The 16,674-nt window shown below is 44.0% G+C and carries 9 protein-coding genes and 1 pseudogene; 3 read left to right on the top strand and 7 right to left on the bottom strand.

Annotation, left to right across the window (positions count from 1 at the left end; translation table 11 throughout):
* Positions 1-7 precede the first annotated feature (7 nt).
* The 4 genes from KJW29_RS14715 to KJW29_RS14730 form a co-directional block, all read right to left on the bottom strand.
* Positions 8-4,312, bottom strand: a complete 4,305-nt coding sequence (locus KJW29_RS14715) for a discoidin domain-containing protein (RefSeq protein WP_214630346.1) — start codon at positions 4,310-4,312, stop codon at positions 8-10.
* Between the two features lie 219 nt (positions 4,313-4,531).
* Positions 4,532-4,912 (bottom strand): VOC family protein, encoded by a 381-nt coding sequence (locus KJW29_RS14720; protein ID WP_214630347.1) that lies wholly within the window; start codon positions 4,910-4,912, stop codon positions 4,532-4,534.
* Positions 4,905-5,369 carry an SRPBCC family protein gene (locus tag KJW29_RS14725; RefSeq protein ID WP_425517539.1) on the bottom strand — a complete coding sequence of 155 codons (465 nt, stop codon included), beginning with the start codon at positions 5,367-5,369 and terminating at the stop codon, positions 4,905-4,907. Before KJW29_RS14725 ends, KJW29_RS14720 begins: the two co-directional genes overlap by 8 nt.
* A gap of 58 nt (positions 5,370-5,427) precedes the next feature.
* Positions 5,428-5,994, bottom strand: a complete 567-nt coding sequence (locus KJW29_RS14730) for a TetR/AcrR family transcriptional regulator (protein ID WP_214631145.1) — start codon at positions 5,992-5,994, stop codon at positions 5,428-5,430.
* Positions 5,995-6,193: 199 nt separating this feature from the next.
* Here KJW29_RS14730 and KJW29_RS14735 point away from each other — a divergent pair, with 199 nt between their 5' ends.
* The 3 genes and pseudogenes from KJW29_RS14735 to tnpC all read left to right on the top strand — a co-directional run bounded on the left by KJW29_RS14735 (position 6,194) and on the right by tnpC (position 9,919).
* On the top strand, positions 6,194-7,024 hold the full coding sequence (locus KJW29_RS14735; RefSeq protein ID WP_214630349.1) for a hypothetical protein: 831 nt from the start codon (positions 6,194-6,196) through the stop codon (positions 7,022-7,024).
* Positions 7,025-7,208: 184 nt separating this feature from the next.
* Positions 7,209-7,430: a hypothetical protein gene (locus KJW29_RS36100; protein ID WP_246608725.1), complete on the top strand. Its 222-nt coding sequence runs from the start codon at positions 7,209-7,211 to the stop codon at positions 7,428-7,430.
* A 1,036-nt stretch (positions 7,431-8,466) separates the two neighbouring features.
* A pseudogene (gene tnpC / locus KJW29_RS36105) lies at positions 8,467-9,919 on the top strand (IS66 family transposase).
* A 463-nt stretch (positions 9,920-10,382) separates the two neighbouring features.
* Here tnpC and KJW29_RS14755 read toward each other — a convergent pair.
* The 3 genes from KJW29_RS14755 to KJW29_RS14765 all read right to left on the bottom strand — a co-directional run bounded on the left by KJW29_RS14755 (position 10,383) and on the right by KJW29_RS14765 (position 16,313).
* Entirely contained in the window at positions 10,383-10,889 is a 507-nt protein-coding gene (locus tag KJW29_RS14755) for a hypothetical protein (protein WP_214630352.1), read from the bottom strand.
* A 911-nt stretch (positions 10,890-11,800) separates the two neighbouring features.
* Positions 11,801-13,717: an ATP-dependent nuclease gene (locus KJW29_RS14760; RefSeq protein WP_214630353.1), complete on the bottom strand. Its 1,917-nt coding sequence runs from the start codon at positions 13,715-13,717 to the stop codon at positions 11,801-11,803.
* Between the two features lie 232 nt (positions 13,718-13,949).
* Positions 13,950-16,313, bottom strand: coding sequence for a restriction endonuclease (locus KJW29_RS14765; protein WP_214630354.1), 2,364 nt, complete (start codon positions 16,311-16,313; stop codon positions 13,950-13,952).
* Between the last annotated feature and the right edge of the window lie 361 nt (positions 16,314-16,674).

Consider the following 16,674-nt stretch of genomic DNA (forward strand, 5'->3'; position numbering starts at 1 on the left):
TTCATAATTAGTTCTGCTCCTGCGCCTGCAATTCTGCAAGCGCATCGAGCATGTTCAGAATGACGACCACAGCTTCAGCACGCGTCGCCGAGGCTGCCGGGGCAAATCGGTTGTCCCGGCGACCGTTCATGACTCCCGCCTCCTGGGCTGCTGACACGTACGGCTTCGCCCAAGCCGGGATTTGATCCGCGTCCGCATAAGAGAGCTCATGCCCTTTGGCAGTCTTCAGGCCCAAGCCGCGAACGATCATCGCTGCCAGCTCTGCTCGGCTAATCGAAGCTTTCGGTCGGAATGTACCATCCGCATAGCCGCTGATCAGGCCGGATTCCAAGGCTTGCGCAATATAAGGCTTCGCCCAAGCCCCAATCGAACCTGCGTCCGCGAAGTCCAGCGTGCTGTTCACACCTTGAAGCTTCAACGCTTTGACCAGCATGACGACGAATTCGTCCCTGCCGACCGTCTTATTCGGCTTGAAGGTCTCGTCCGTATAGCCCGCCACGAATCCAAGCTCGACCGCCCGTTTGATGGACGCTTCTGCCCAATGGCTCGCAATATCGTTCAGTCGAACCGTTGTCGATCCGCCGGACTCCCCGCCATTGCCGTTGCCGTTATCATTGCCATTTCCTGGATATCCGCCTCCCGGATTCGAACCGCCGTTTTGGCCTTCTTCCGGATCAGGAGTTATTGGAGTCGGAATCCATCCTCCGCCGCCGGAGCTAGGCAACGCTTTGATTTTGATCTTGAACGTTTTCTCCGCGGATGCATCTCCCTTGCTGATCGTCGCGGTCAGCACGACCTCCATGTCGCTGCTTGACGGACGTTGCAACAACTGTCCGTTGGCATTTAGATAGTCGGGCTTCGAGCTGCTCCAGACGATACGCGTGCCGAGCTGTCCTTTCTGCGGAAGATAGAGATTCGCGGCAATGCTTTCATTCACGTTAAGCTCGATCAGACCCATTACGTCTTCGATCGTCAGACGATCGCGCGCAACGCTCAGCCCGGCATACGCCTGCTCTGCCTCGGGACGAGTCAGCTGGGCGGTTTGAATCGCCGCAGTCGCTTGTACCATCGCCTGTTGAAGCTGTGCCCAGCCCTCAGGAGAGTAATTGTCCTCCACAAGCTTGTCTGCCTCGATAGCCGTCAACAGGTCGATAATCGGCCGTAGATTGCCGAGCTTATATTCCTCGCCGTACACTTCGAATTCCTCAAAGGAATAGCCGAATATGGTAGCTCTGGACACGCCTTCGAACTTCACGTATCTGGCCGGCGTGCTTTGGAAGGTCGTCACGACGCGTCCCGGCCTGCCGTTAATCTCGCCGTTGTTGTCTTTCACAACATTCGTCCAGTTCTCTTTGTCCTCGGACACGAGAATGCGGTACTTCGAACCGTAAGCCGTTTGCCATAGAATAGATACAGCATCAATGTTCTTCTCTTCACCCAGGTCCACCATGAACCAGGTATCGTCCACCCAATCGCTGGACCATCTGGTATCCCCTCTGCCGTCCACCGCTTTGTCCGCCGTGTAGGACGAGGATTCCGGCTGCGAGGATTCGGCTTGCTTATGCAAGGTCAGATTTCCATGCAGGTCCACGTAGGTGTTCCTTACGATGAATTCGTCAATCAAGCCTTTAAAAGCATTCGTTTCGCTGCCTATTTTGGCTACCGGCAATACGAACGTTTCCAGCTTGGAGCCGTCTTTGAGAGTAGCCGTATACTCACTGCCGTTAATGAAGATGGAGGTTCCCGTGTCGTCGCCGATCATAATGACATGGGTCCAGCGATCGGTCGGCAGCTTATAATTGAATTCGCTGACGTAGTTTTCTTTCGTGATGGCCAGTTTGCCGCTGCCTCCTATGTTGTATTTCAGCCCTCCATCCGGAGATTCCAGCAGCATGGCTCCTTGCGGGTTGTCGGCATCCGGTTTGATCCACATGGACATCGTCCAGCCGAAACCGAGCGTGCGAAGCGGCGTTTCCACGTAGCTTGCTCCGCCCTTAAGCCTCACCGCTTGCCCGAAGATTCCCTTCTCCGTGCCTGCATTCACCGCGTTGCCGTCAAAGCCGTTGCCCGAACGATCCGCGAAGCCTTCGTCGAAAGTATAATCGAGCACGATATTGCGCTCATTGTCGACTTGAAGCTTGTGCGACAGATGAACGCCCGGCGGATCCACGTACTTTGCGGCATCCGCCTGGAAGCTTGCAAAGTTCCGGTCGACGCGATTGCCTCTCCACAGCTTCTCCGACAACACTTGCATGGAAGGCAAGATACGCTGATGCGAGTCCGCCATGGAGACGCCCTTCTCTACGGACACATCGTTCCAGAGCGCGAACATGCCGCCTTTTACCTGCGGGTGCCCATAAGGAAGCTTAGTTTCCAGCCAATCGTTAGGCTCCCATTCGTTATAGATGAAATCATAACTTAGATAGTTGCGATACAGCTGTGGAACGATATAGAGCAAATTCGTGTTGGTATTGATAATGTCGTAGCCTAGCTCTACCGCCTGCTGCGCGCTTCCGTACGGCTCATACCAGATGTCCATCGTCGCATTGTTGCTGACCGGCGTCGTACCGTCGTATGCGGACAAGCTGCCCCACAGACGGGCATGCTTGCCTTTGCTGTTAATGTGTTTAAGGAGCATATCCGCGTACCTGCGGAACGCCTCCTTGTCGTCGCCGAAATATTCATCGGTGCCGACATGCACATCCGGGCCGACGAAGGTCGGATTGCTGCCGTCGAGATACTCGTCAAAAAGTTCTTTAATGAAGTCGAGCGTCTCCGGACGTTTGATATCCAGCTGATTGTTGCTGCCCAATCTAGGGTCGTAAGCGATGAACGCTCCGGAATGGCCCGGCGTATCGATTTCCGGCACGACGTTTACGCCGTATTCCATCCCAAGCAGCTGCAGGTCTCTGAATTGCTGCTTCGTATAGAAGCCGTCCTTGCTCGTTACTCCCGGGAATTTCTCGCTCTCCAGACGGAAGTAGCCGACATCGCCGACATCATCGTTCAGGTGAATCTGGAACCGATTCATCTTATAGTAGGACATCAGCTTGACATAGTCCCGCAAAAACTCGATCGTGTAAAACTTGCGGGCTACATCGAGCATGAAGCCTCGATCCTGGTATTTAGGATAATCGCGCGATTGCCCTTTGGGCATCGCCTTATGATCGGCAGCGTGGCCTAGCAGCTGCAAGATCGTTCTCGTGCCGAACATGACGCCCGTCTGATCGGAGCCGGCGACGGAAGCATATTCGCCGATATTCAGCTCATAGCCCTCTTTCCCCAATCCCGCTTGCGCGGCATCCAGCACCAAATAGATGTCCCCCTCTTGAGGTGAACCAACCGTTACCGTCAGCGGAAGCTTCGCTAAATCAAGCAAGTCCTGCTGCAAAATGTCAGCCGTCCCCCGCAGAGCCGCTTCATCCTCCGCGCGAATGACGATTTTCGACTTGTCCGTCAAGCGGAACTCGCCGGTTGCGCCCAGCCACTCACGCAAAGAAGGAATGACTCGCGGCTCCGGGTTCCGATCGCCCGTCTGCTCGTAGAGACCGGGTACGGTGACTAGCGCATTATCCGCTAAGAGATAGGTCGGATCGCTGTCGCTCTGGATTTGCAGCAGCAGTTGAACCTGAGTATCCACAAGCGGCGCATGAATATTGCCCTGCGCGTCGATCACCGGCAAGCTGTCCGTGTTCACCAGCGTCAGCGTATAACCATCCGGTACAGCGGGCAGGTTCAGCCGAGTGTCCCCTTCGGAGACGACGATGCTGTTTTTGACCGCGTCCATCATAGGCGGCAACAGCGGTTTGCCTTTGTAGACCTCGAATTCCCAAAAGGAGTATCCGTAATAGATAGCCTCAATTGGACGTCGCGTTACTCCTTGGAACTTGACGTATCGCGCCAGCGTCGGCTCGAAATCAATCGTATCCTCGACTGGTCCGCGGGCGACGAGCACGCGGTTGTCCGCAAATACGTTCCTCCAGGTTACCGCGTCGTCAGACACGAGAACTTGATATTGTTCCGCCGGTGTCTGCCAGTTGATGATGACTCTTCCGATTTCTACGGGCCCGCCCAGATCAACGTAGAACCATTGGTTATCCGTTCTTTCCGATGACCAGCGGCTTGCATGCTCCTTGCCGCCGTCGACCGCTTTCTCGGGCCCGAAAAAGTCTACTTCGTTCGACGATGAAAAAGCCGTCTTTCCTAAAGCCAAGTTCCCTGTTGCGGCTTCGGACTTCTCCGATGAAACGGCAACCAAGATGAAAGCGATAACAAATAACGCTAAAAAAATATTCCTATACCGTAAACGCACTAAGATCCCCCCCGTTGTTTATGAGCTCGAATTTTACTCCAGCTTTCCGCATGACCCTCCATGCTCAACTACTGCAGCAATTTTATTATAAGTAGGGGCATTCTTTTCATCGATATACTTGTGTTTACAATCCATATACAAATGTGGACATTCGGCCTTCTACGGTGTAGTGAAAAAGAAAAAAGCCATTTCAGTAGAAGTGGCTTTCCTGGATTAGATCTAATTTAAGCGATGAACCATTTCATATTTATTTCCGCAAGAATCTGCAAAGTATACGGCGTAATAGGTCGGGCTAATCGGGAATAGCCGAGGACCGTCGCTTATGTTTCCCCCAAATTCTTTTACCAACTTAGCGATACGATCCACTTCTGCCCGATCTTTCGCCCAGAAGCCTATCAAATTCCCGTTCGGTTTATGGTCCGCTTCCTCGGTAATAGCGAAATAAGGAACGCTCGGAAGTTCTCCATCAGCGGCAAACACTTTCCAATTCGCGCTGTGATAGGTTCGGGTAAATCCCAATTCAGGCAGAAGCTTTTCATAAAAAGGCAGAACGTTTTCCATATTATTTACACGAAGATCAATATGGCTGAACTTATTCATAGGTATTCATCTCCTCATTATGATTAAGTGAATAACTTGTTTTTTCCCTGACCGCATTTAGCACGTCTTCCCAATGAAGCTTCATTTGTTCCCGTGTACCCGGATGATCCAGATTCTCTTGATGAAAGCTGATCGTTGTTCTGTCAGGCTTATCGGATAACAATCGGATTTGCAGCGTGGATGGTTTGTCCCATCCCGTCTTTCCCCACTTTAAGCGAATTTGTCTAGGCGGTTTAACCACTCTGAATTGCCCTGTAATTCCCTCTTCGGATATGAAGGTCTCCCCCTCCTTCAATTTACGGAACGAAACGGTCCCAATCCATAATTTCAAACCTTCAGAGGAGGTAAGAAATGCCCATGCCTGTTCCGGCGAAATCGGCAACGTTCTCCGAACCCCGATTTGAAAACCAGCAGATGCGGTTTGCCCAACCAATCTGACGTTTTCGGTTTTATTCAATTCCAAACACCTCGCCAATTAAGATTGTTAGTACTAACTAACTTATTGAGCAAAAAAATTATGGGGTTAAAGCCCTTACAAATAGCTCGATACTCGAATTCATAAAACTTTGCAGCGTAACTTTAGTCATCGACGGACCGAACAGCTGCGACATGAAAGCACCGTAATTCAGCCACATAAACGTGATCGCCTGGGTTTCCGAATCCGTAGCTATCATTTTGTTCATACTCTGCATCTCATTAAAATAATCCGTTAATAACTCCAGCAATTTGCGCGGATGCCTCTCAGCCTTCTCTCGGATGCCAGCCAGTTCGTTGTCACCCAAGACGATGATAAACAATTTACGGTTACGATGCATGATTTCATGGTACATACGGCAAATCGTAAGCAAGTCTTCTCTCAAATCCCACTTCATATTTTCTTTAAAGAGCTTTTCCATTTCAACCGAGTAATGATAACGATCAACTGCTTGCTCAAGCAGATTCAGCTTGCTCCCGAAATTGCGGAACAAGGTCATTTCGCTGACACCTGCCGCTGCAGCGATTTCTTTAGTCGATACACCTTTGTATCCTTTTCCAGCCATTAAATCGATGGCCGCCAACATCAATTTACTTTTATTGTCCATGGTCAGCGTGTTCACCAAGTATGTACCTCCCTCTGCTTAGTTTGCGGACGCCATTTTGTTAGTTAGTGATAACTAACTTTTATATTCATAATAAAGCCAATGACTACAAAAGTCAATCTATTCGAGTTGATGACCCGCCGATCTTATAGGATAATATAGAAAATGTATCCACTTGAATAAGGGATGGGAGTGATTCCACTTGTTACAATTAAACAGCGCACTGTGGGGCAAGCTAACCGGTCCTTACGAGTCGGGCGAACCGGTACCTGAACTGTTGGAGCGTCTGATGCTTGATTTCGATAAAGAAGTTTTCGACGAGCTATTCCAGGAGCACTTGTATCACCAAAATACGATCTATACCGTCACTTACGCGGCAGTACCTTATCTGGCCAAACTTGCTCTAGCATCAAAAAATAGGGAAGTGCGCCATGAAATCTACGTCACTTGCGGGATTATCGAGTCGTGTCATGACAAAAGCAGATCAGAGCCGTATCCCTCGGATTTGAAAGAACTCGCTGCTGAAGCGGGAAACGAGGTTTGCGCGGAGATGTACCAATCTTACTTAAAAGCGATAGCGGAGCTTGCTTCGCTGGTTCCAGAGATGTTGGCCTACGCCAAACAAGAAATAAGCAGCGATACCGAAAAAAGATATGTTATCATTGCCGACGCGGCTTATCGGGAATCTCGGAGCGTGGCAAACATGTTTCTGAATTTTACGGCTGGCGACGAATATGTGGCCGTTTGCGGAGCATGCGATCAAGAGGCTTATTTGTGGCCGAGCGGAGAAGGCGGTCGTATACAAGCATTCGCGGAAGATCCGGTATTCGAACCCCTTCAGGCGGCACATGAAGTTACTCCCGTTGAGGCATTCGATGAAGCGGAACATCAAATACTGGCGGAGCGAGCCGATCAGCTGGGCGATTCCTCTTTTTTGAACCAATTGCCGTATTTGGCCGGGGAAATGAATTGTCCTTCATGCGGAGCCAGAATGCAAGTTTGGCCTAGTTTGCTTTCGACTTTTGGAGGGTAATAAACAGCAGTTGGATCGCAGCCATTAACTATATGTTTGGGAGGAATGACTTATCAGTGTTTCTATTTATTACACATGCACGAGGGAATACGTCCTAACGGAAAGCGAACAACAAGCAATCACAGCCATTGTCCAACGTTATGATCAGGATTTTGAAGGGATAGACCGGGCGGAGTCTTTCACGGTGTACAAATTCGAGTCGTCCAGACCGACGGAGATCTTCGCTGGCGCTACCAAGCTGTCCATGACGGATCAGATTGAAGATTTGCTGAACGATTTATTTCATTGGTTGAAATGTTTGACCGAGATACGTAGAAAAGTAGACGGTGGTGAGTGGCATGTTCACCTGGATGATATCGATGCCGTGTGGGATGAAGAATTAGGTTGGAAAATGCCTGAAAACTGATAAGTTTAGGCGATCGCAAGCTGACGATTCCGTTCGCCGATGATCGGACTGATCGGGACAGCACCATTCGGGCCATGCAGGAGATGATCGCTCCCCGATATCAGATTCGATGGTTTATGGAGTCTCTAGGCAACGACACGTTAGCCTTTCTTTTATTGTCAACGGTGCAGTGGTCGGAGTTAGAGAGGCAGTTCGGGAAGGATAAGCTAGAATTCCACTTCCAGCCGGTAACGAGCGAAAGCGTTATGTTTTACCTCGACATGGATGACGTATTCGCCATAATCAAGGTAAGGGAACAAGCACGTACCTCTGAATAGCAACGACAATTCGTTGGTAAATGGATGACGTTGTATTCATATCTGTGAGCCCCCCCCCCCAAGGCCTAGAGCCTGAGGTGGGTTCTTATATTGAATGGAAAGAAGAGGCATGCCGGGGCACCGTCTTGTCCGTTTAAAAACATATTCTTTATAGCTCCCCTTCTACTCCCTGCGCGCGGGCGAACCCCTATTTTGGGGTTCATCCCCCCTAGGCAATCCATACAAAAAACGCCATCACGTAATGTGATGACGTTCCTTTTGTATGGAGCCTAGGGGATCGAACCCCTGACCTCATCGCTGCCAGCGATGGAATGGCTGTCCGATGCCGCCCGATTAAAGCGGCGGAAGCCTTGCCATGACTGGATTCTTGCCGATCGCTTTCCGATCTATTCGGCCGGCGTAGGACGCTTGGGGACGAAGTTCGTCCCCAATTCGTCCCCATACTATTATGTATTAGTTTTTATGTTTCCTCACTTCACATGGCTTGAGTAGCAGTCGCAGACATATTGATGTAGTGGTGTTTACCTTATAAGTGTCATCTTGTAATCAGAATAACTTCCCAATCTTCTGGGAACCTAATTCGATCAAGCTCGATAATGTCTTTATTCGTTACTACTTAGGTCCCATCAAAAAGATGAGCTGTACCATAACAAGTGATGCAACTTCTACCGACATATATCATAGAAGATAACCATACGCGAAAAAAGGAGCGAGACGACATGAAACTATCGCCCGAACAAGTACTCACGATTTGTAAAGGCGATCCGGAAATTGCGGCATTCGTCCAATCGCTCCTAGATATTAACGAAAAGCAAGCGGAACGCATTCAACAGTTAGAGGCTCGTGTTCATGAGTTGGAGCGTCAAGTCGCCCAGCAAAGTCTTAACAGCAGCAAGCCCCCCTCCAGCGATGGTCTGCGTAAGCCAACGAACCTGCGAACGCCAGGTGGGAAAAAGGGAGCGCCAAAAGGGCATCCAGGTACGACGCTGCATCTCGTAGCAAATCCCGATCATGTCATTGTTTGCGAGTTGACGGTCTGCCCCGACTGTTCCGGTTCTCTGGCAGACGTCGTATGTGCAGGAATGGAACAACGTCAAGTGTTCGACCTTCCGTGTCCACGCATGGAAACGACGGAGTTTCGTGCAGAGAAACGCTACTGTGCGCACTGCCAACGGATGCAGCGCGCCGCGTTCCCTGCACGCGTTACGGCGCCGGTGCAATACGGTAGCGGTCTAGCCGCATGGACTGTCTATTTGCATGCCTATCACATGCTGCCGCTGGATCGGATCGCCCAGCTCGTGAAAGATCTGACGACGTACCGTCCCAGTGAGGGAACCCTGCTTTCCTTTTTAGAAACCGCTTTCGATGTGTTGGCCCCTGTCGAGCAAACGATCGAGAAACGTTTGCTGAAACAGGTCAAGGTGCATGCGGACGAGACGGGTTGCCGTGTAGCGGGGGAAAACAAAGTGGATGCACGACCTTTCTGACGAGTCGTATACGCGGCTCCACGTACATGCTAAACGCGGAGGCGTTGCCATCGATGAGATTGGCATTCTGCCACGTTATAAAGGGACGGTTGTCCATGACTGCATGAGAGGGTATTTCAAGGAGAGGTATCCCTTTAAGCATGCCCTGTGCAATGCGCATCTCCTTCGGGAGTGCATTGGAATCTCGGAGCATGATGGCCATAAGTGGGCCCCTCAGATGAAAGATCTGCTAAAAGAGTGTTGGCAGCTCGCGGTTGCTTCGCGTCAGAGGCAAATACCACTTGATCCGGAAGTCATTGACTCCCTGCGAACGCGCTACGATGTCATCCTCGAAGACGGCGAACGCGAATGGACGCAGGATAAGGTACGAACGAAGACATGCACCAAGGGACGCGCGATTAAGAGCAAAGCGGGCAATTTGGGAGAACGTCTATCCCTTCACAAAGAGGCGATTCTCTCGTTTCTTTGGCGTCCCTGCATTCCGTTCGACAACAACCAGGCCGAACGTGATCTGCGTATGGTCAAAGTCAAGCAGAAGGTGTCCGGATCGTTTCGAACGGAGCAGGGAGCCAAGATATTCGCTCGCTTGCGGGGTGTGGTCTCCACTTTGATCAAGCAACGTCTTTCCGTTCTTTCTTCGCTACAACAAGCCTTCCACGGAGCTCCCATTTTGCCTGGTACCTAAGTAGTAACCTTTATTCTCTGTGATCAATGAATCGAGCCGAATGATGTAATCAACTCGTAAAGAGGCGATTATTAAGCCTTCCGTAATGAGTACAGATACTCCCTATGTAGGACAAGCATCTCAACCAGCGCCTGAGATTTAATTGCCGGAAACCGACAATTTCTACTGGCAACATCATTGCGAGCTTTGTTTTTCATATTTGAAATCAACTTGGAGAGATAGCTAAAAGAACTACTACAGCGAGCCAAACAAGGATATTCCCCTCGTATTTTTCAATGCAATTGGTTGTGTGCCACTCAAGGTAAACCTCGATCCCGTCTTATTCACCATGATGGCAAGACAGCTTCCCGAGTCCAACCGAACCTGCGATATAAACCTGACGCTCGTAGATGGAAACAGCCATTATTAGCTCTCGTTTACGGGAACATATCATGCTAAATCCTTAATATGGGATAACGCCATTTTAACTCTTTAATCTCGGGGTCTTTGTACCTTTAACATTTACACCTAGAATTGCAGCGCCTAATAAAAGTGCACCTCCAATGATAGGAACTCCATACTTAATTATTCCATTGAGAAACTCTTTGTTTTCAGTGTCTTTTGCTGAAATACGATCAGCAATAGTTAGCATTTGTTCAGTAATATGTGCTCTTTCTTCAGCAGTAATTGTGTCTTTTTTTAGGAGTTCACCGAGGTCATCTAGTATTTTTTTATAAGCTCGAATTACTTCCTTCTGGCTTTCTCCATTTTCCTTCATTGCGTTATTGGACATGGTATTCAACTGTGCAAGCATACTATTTGCTGATTCAATATAAGCTGGAAACTGATCAATTATCTTAATTGCAACCTCTTTATCGATATTGGGAATTGCAGAAACGAACTCCATGATTTTTTCCTTAGACACATTCCTAAAACTGTCTATAGCCAGTGCTTTCTTAACCTCGTTTTCAGTAACCATATACTTAGCCATAATACTTTCTCCTTTCTTATGTGCACTTTTCAATTGTTAATATCAATTTCCTAACATGCAATTTATATAGTGGTATTCGCGGACATATTAATGAAGTAGTGTTTACCTTATTTTTTAAATACAGCTGGATCTCTTGGTTAAAGGTGAACCCCCTTAGAACTTCCACAATGCACCATGGGAATTAGGTGAGGTGGCATACCTCGTGAGAAGAAAACATTATAATCCGAGGTCGGATAGCATATTCATACCGATTAAGCCAAGACCTTCAAAAAAGGCTTTCCGGCAAGTTTCTAAGGTATTAATTGCATCTTATTTTGGGGGTAAACTCATTAGATACTGACTAGCCTAAGCTCTATTTATTGCAAGGTTTGGTTCGTATAACATTAAAGAGTTAATAACTTCATCATGTACCTAATTCTGGACTTCATGCTATAAAGCTCAGCAGAAATTGATAATATTCCATCATTCCAAAGATCCTTCAGCCTCCACTCAATATTCGTTAAAATATAGTCACTATATCAACCAACCCATTGGTTTCAAGAAGTTGTTTAGTAGCCTTTTTATTGGTAACCCCCGATCACCTCTTCCATGCTCTACATTTTTTACAATAGAGTGATACAACTAGGATAGTAACAAGTTCAGGACAACCGTCTGAAATTCTTTTTTACACAAACGAATATAAAAGTCGACATTATCTGAATACATTTACTTGATAATGCTTCTCATATATTGTGGTTCAATAGATTCAAAAAAGACCCAATCCTTTGAAATTCGTATACATTAAAAGAAGCCCTTAGTACGGACGATCCGACATTGCGAATTTCACAATGTTCAGGTTCTCTGTAAGGGATAATGAAAATTTGCACTAATGAGGGTTTTACTGTGCACGAATGAGTTATGTATTTCTTATCTCACATACTGGATGCAGCGGCTTCAGCTAATCCCCTCTTAATTTCTTCTAATGCCTTATTTATCGTTTGAGACATAGTTTTCAATTCATTTACAATATCAACAATTTCTTTGTCAATTAATTCAATTGGCATTTTTTCTGCTATTACCTTACTGTGCTCAGTTTCCTTATACTTTCGAGCTTTTTTACTACCTGCTTCTATTGCCCTCTGTGTTGCAATTTTCAATTGTTCTTTTGGGTCAATTGCATACTGCGTATCATTAATATGATGTCGTGGAATGTTTAACTCTTGCGCTAATGTATCAACACAATAGTAGTTTTCCAATTCTCCCTTTCCTAACATAATAAAACAGTCGCTTTTAAGCTTCGGTAGTCTCTGTTTTATGAATTTGATTCTTTCCGAAGTATTGGTTTCCCCATGGCTATCACTATCAAGAATTATTTTAAAAGGAACGTTAAAGTCATGGAGTATCGAGACATTGGCAAAATAGTCCATATTCTTGCAGCCGTCCATCGAGATGAAGTGGATACCTTGCCGTTTAATATCATAGCCAAGTCTTGTAGCCCAACGTTCAAATGCGTATTTATCGGATAATCCTTCAACTAAACAACAAACCTTTCCGGTCAACAGTTCGCTTAGTCTGATCCGTTCACCAAGTTGATCTCGTATTTCTTCTTGAGGGATATGCTGTCGAGAAATTGTTTTCCCCTGTTCTCTTACAAGCAAAACCACATCATCCATATCTGACTCATCAATAAACAGCGTTGAATGTGTCGTTAAAATAACTTGATTATTTTGTTTCGATAGATCCCTTAACGAATAGAACAGATCCTTTTGAGCTGATAAGTGAAGAAAAGCTTCTGGCTCTTCAAAAATATAAAAGACTGATCTCTCACCCGACTTCGTTTGGTCTTTGCCTTGTAGCTCGCCTCCATTAGCATCCTTCATCCTTGCTACGGTTTCATTTATTTCACTTTGAGCACGAATTACCGCTACAAGCACGGCTCGTTGTAACCCGCTCCCACGTTGGCTCAATGGGGTCCTTATACCATGACTATCTTCTACCTGCATAGTGAAAGAAAACCCTCTGCTCACATCTAGAGGGTCTAACTCTTGACTGAGGCCTTCGGCAAGTGTTAACTGTTCTCGTAATTTCTGCTCTACAATTCTTATAAATTGATTATTGATGGTCTCAACTTTAGTTTTAATTGTCTGCAATGCAATCTTACTTTCGGGGTCTGTACTAAGCCAATTACGTATCCCAACTCGAAATAATTTTCCGAAAACCGAAGAATCATTAGACATTTTTTGCTCATTTTCGTAATCTTGTGAAGCAGGAATGAATATGATCTCCGGCAGATGTTTACTTAGTTCATCCCAATCGGCATGTTTCCAGTCTTCGTTAGGTAGTAATTGAAGTTTCGAGATTACTTTGTTTCTTATCTCTTGTATCGCATCCTCACTGGGTTTAATGGCAGGTGTCTCTACATCACATTTTTTTGCCCACTGCTTTAAAACAGCGTACTTCTGCAACTCCTCGTCCTTCGCTTTTTCAGCTTCATAGAAAAATAATTTTTGACTGTTTATTTTTTCCATTACCTTACTGTACACTTGCTTAAGTTTTATTAGACCATTGTGCTTTAATTGTTCTAGGCCCACGCACTCAAAATGAACTTCGATTTCTATTGGAAGATGTTCATTCCCCTTCTGAAAATCCTCTTTCCCTACTTTTTCTTTTTCAAAAAATGTGCATAACGCCCGTAGCACCGTGGACTTCCCTACGTCATTTTGTCCTACAATAGAAATGAGGTCCTTAGACATACAAGCGGAGAACTCACTTATTCCCCTAAAGTTCTGAATGCGTATATATCGAATCTTAAACCGAATCCCCCTCCACTTTATTCCAAAACTCGACATTTAAGACTGTTTTCCTTCATTTATTAAAGCCTTAAAGACTGATCTATCCAAAAAGAGTAGATTCAATAATACTAACGAACAAATGAAGGGTATGTCTGCCATGATAGTATTCCCTCAATGATCCTATAAGCCAAGCCGCAGCTCATAAAAATATTGCACGTTCAGGTGCTTCTGCTTCTCTCAATTATTGCGTTAATAAGATAATCTTTAAATTTAGTTAGATGCTCACTTTTCACACTGTGTCATACCGCGAATAATTCAAAAGCAAGTTGTTAATCAATCTCTTATCATCATTTAATTGCGGTGATATATAATTCAGCTCACTTGCTCCATTCGACAACGCATTTATTTCTTGATATATGACATTGGAGTAATCTAGTTCTTGAACAATAATGTTTCGGTTAATTAAGAGTTCCCTATCACATATAATAGCAGAGTTTAAATCTCGAACCAGGCCAATACTTAGTCGAGTGATTTCATTTGATAATTTACTTGAGAATTCTTTTAATATCCTCTCTTCTTCCTCGTAATAATCATCTAAATCACTTTTTATTCTTTTACGTACAGTCTCAATAATATCATTCCTTATTTGATCTATTATCTCTAGTTCTACAGCCCATTTAATATGATATCTAATATTATCAAAAACATGACTCTTTGTTTCAAGACGTTCACTATGTCTCATTCTTAATTCTTTTAAATACAATTCGTGAATTGGAATAAATTTCTTCATAAAGTTATAATCGGTCATCTCATAGACATAGTTCATTATTTCTAAGTCATTAAAAAAAGTGTATAGCTCATAATATTCAACAAGTTCAGCATTACACAAAAAACTTAAAAACATTTCTGAATTTTTTTTCAAATCATTCTTAAAGGTATCCCTATTAAAAAGTGCATTATAAATATGGCTTTCTATACCTTTATTCTTTATGTTTAACTTTGAAATCAAATGAAGTAGATGATAGTTAACAGGAGCACTAAAGGCTTTTAAGTTCTTAATTTTCCCGTCTGTAATTTCATTTTCAATTTCTTTTCTTGAAGTATTCTCATTAACTTCCAACATCTTTACTAATTGCTCGATGTAATCATAATTATTTATTATTTTGATTATCTCATTCGAATTTTCTTTCAACTGATGGTACATAAAATCATTTACTGATGGATTAATAACGCCGATAAATACTTTTTCATCATTAGATCTATAATTATTTAACAAGGAATCTGAAAGTCGCTCTAAGCATTCTATAAAGACATTAATAGTACTATCATAATCGCCTGAATTAAGAATCCTTCTATTGAATGCTGCCCTCAGTATGTTAATATCAACATTATCATTGGTTAATGAGTAGAGAGTATTCATTAATATTCGATCGTACTTGCTTAAATTATCAAATTCATCTCTCCACACATCTTTGGGATTATCTAGTTTAGCGATAACCGAGGTATAAAAAGCTTCTGGATTTATTCCTTTCCAAAAACTTTTTCTTGTTACATATTCAATTATACGAGGATTAAAGTTGGGGTGATCAATAATATTTAAATATCTATTCAGGACTACTAAATCCTTATAGATTTCATTAGGAATCTTATTATAGTAAACATGAGAATATAGGATTTCTGCTTTTTCCTTTAAAGTCAACTCACTAATATTGACTCGAATTTTACGAACTATATCATCATTAATAAATTGATTGAAATCATTATTTCTATTCATTACTTCGTTTAGTATAGTCACCCTAGAATTGAGTATCAGTTTCTTTGTGCTAAGATTATTTTTTAAAAAATAAATAATTAAGCTTTTCAATTCGTTAAGCAATTCTTGTTTATAGCTTATGTAGTGTTGTCCAAGGAAATCATTAATTATGATTATTTCTTTATCATTATCATTATATAATGAGTCTTTTATTTGTTGAATCGAATTATTACTAACATATTTTAATCTGAAACCTTCTTTGACACAATGAGCAACCAACATTTGGGAAATTGTAGTTTTACCCACACCTGGGAGTCCATCCAATAGAATGCAATTGTTTTTTTCTAGTAAGTCAATAGCTTGGCAGTATTGTTTAGTAGGTACAAATAGATTAATCTTTTTCTCAATTTCAAAGGTAAAACTATCCGAATCAATAATAACACTATTATTACTTATAATATTCAAAATATTCGAAGAAGTTAGCCATAGTTTGTAATTCTTTTTAACAATATCTATATTGTTTTCACTTTCAAGAAATTCATTAATCCGAGTGCTATCATATATTTGTTCTTTGCTCTCCATATATCTATTAAACATACCAAATATTTCATCCTCATTATCCGGAGTTAAATCAAAAGATGTTATTAATAAATATTTTTTTGGATTTATTTTGGTAAGTTTCTTCAATTCTTTATTCATGGCGGTTCTGAGGTTTGGAAAAGTGGATTTTGGATAATGTTTTGCTTGTACTACGAACTCATTCCCAATAAAACCTCTTATATCTATTCCTCCATCCCTTCCTTTTGTATACGTCCTCAAATCCACCCCTAATATTCTAGAAATTATATCTTTAGACAACATTTCAAACTCATAATCATTTAAATTTTGGAAATTGAACATTCAATACAATCCTCTCTATAGATCCATAAACTTTTCACCAAACCCATATATCCACAAATCTGCAGTTGTAAAAATCAATATCCCCTCACCACATTGCAATGGATTACGAGCTAAAGGTTATCAATCAACCAACAAAGCAACTGCCTCCACAAGGCTTGAGTAGCAATCGCAGACATATTGATGTATTAATATTACCTTGAGCTATAAGAAATTTAATATCAAGCCGCAACAATTTTTGGTGTAGCCACACTCGACGAGATAATTATACGTCCTCGAAAACATACCAACGATATTTTGGCACTTTCAGTAGTCGGAACATAGCATAGTGATACCAACTTTCTTGGTGTGAAAGGTACCGAGT

Origin of the sequence: Paenibacillus agaridevorans, assembly GCF_018604145.1 — a bacterium.
GTDB lineage: Bacteria > Bacillota > Bacilli > Paenibacillales > Paenibacillaceae > Pristimantibacillus > Pristimantibacillus agaridevorans.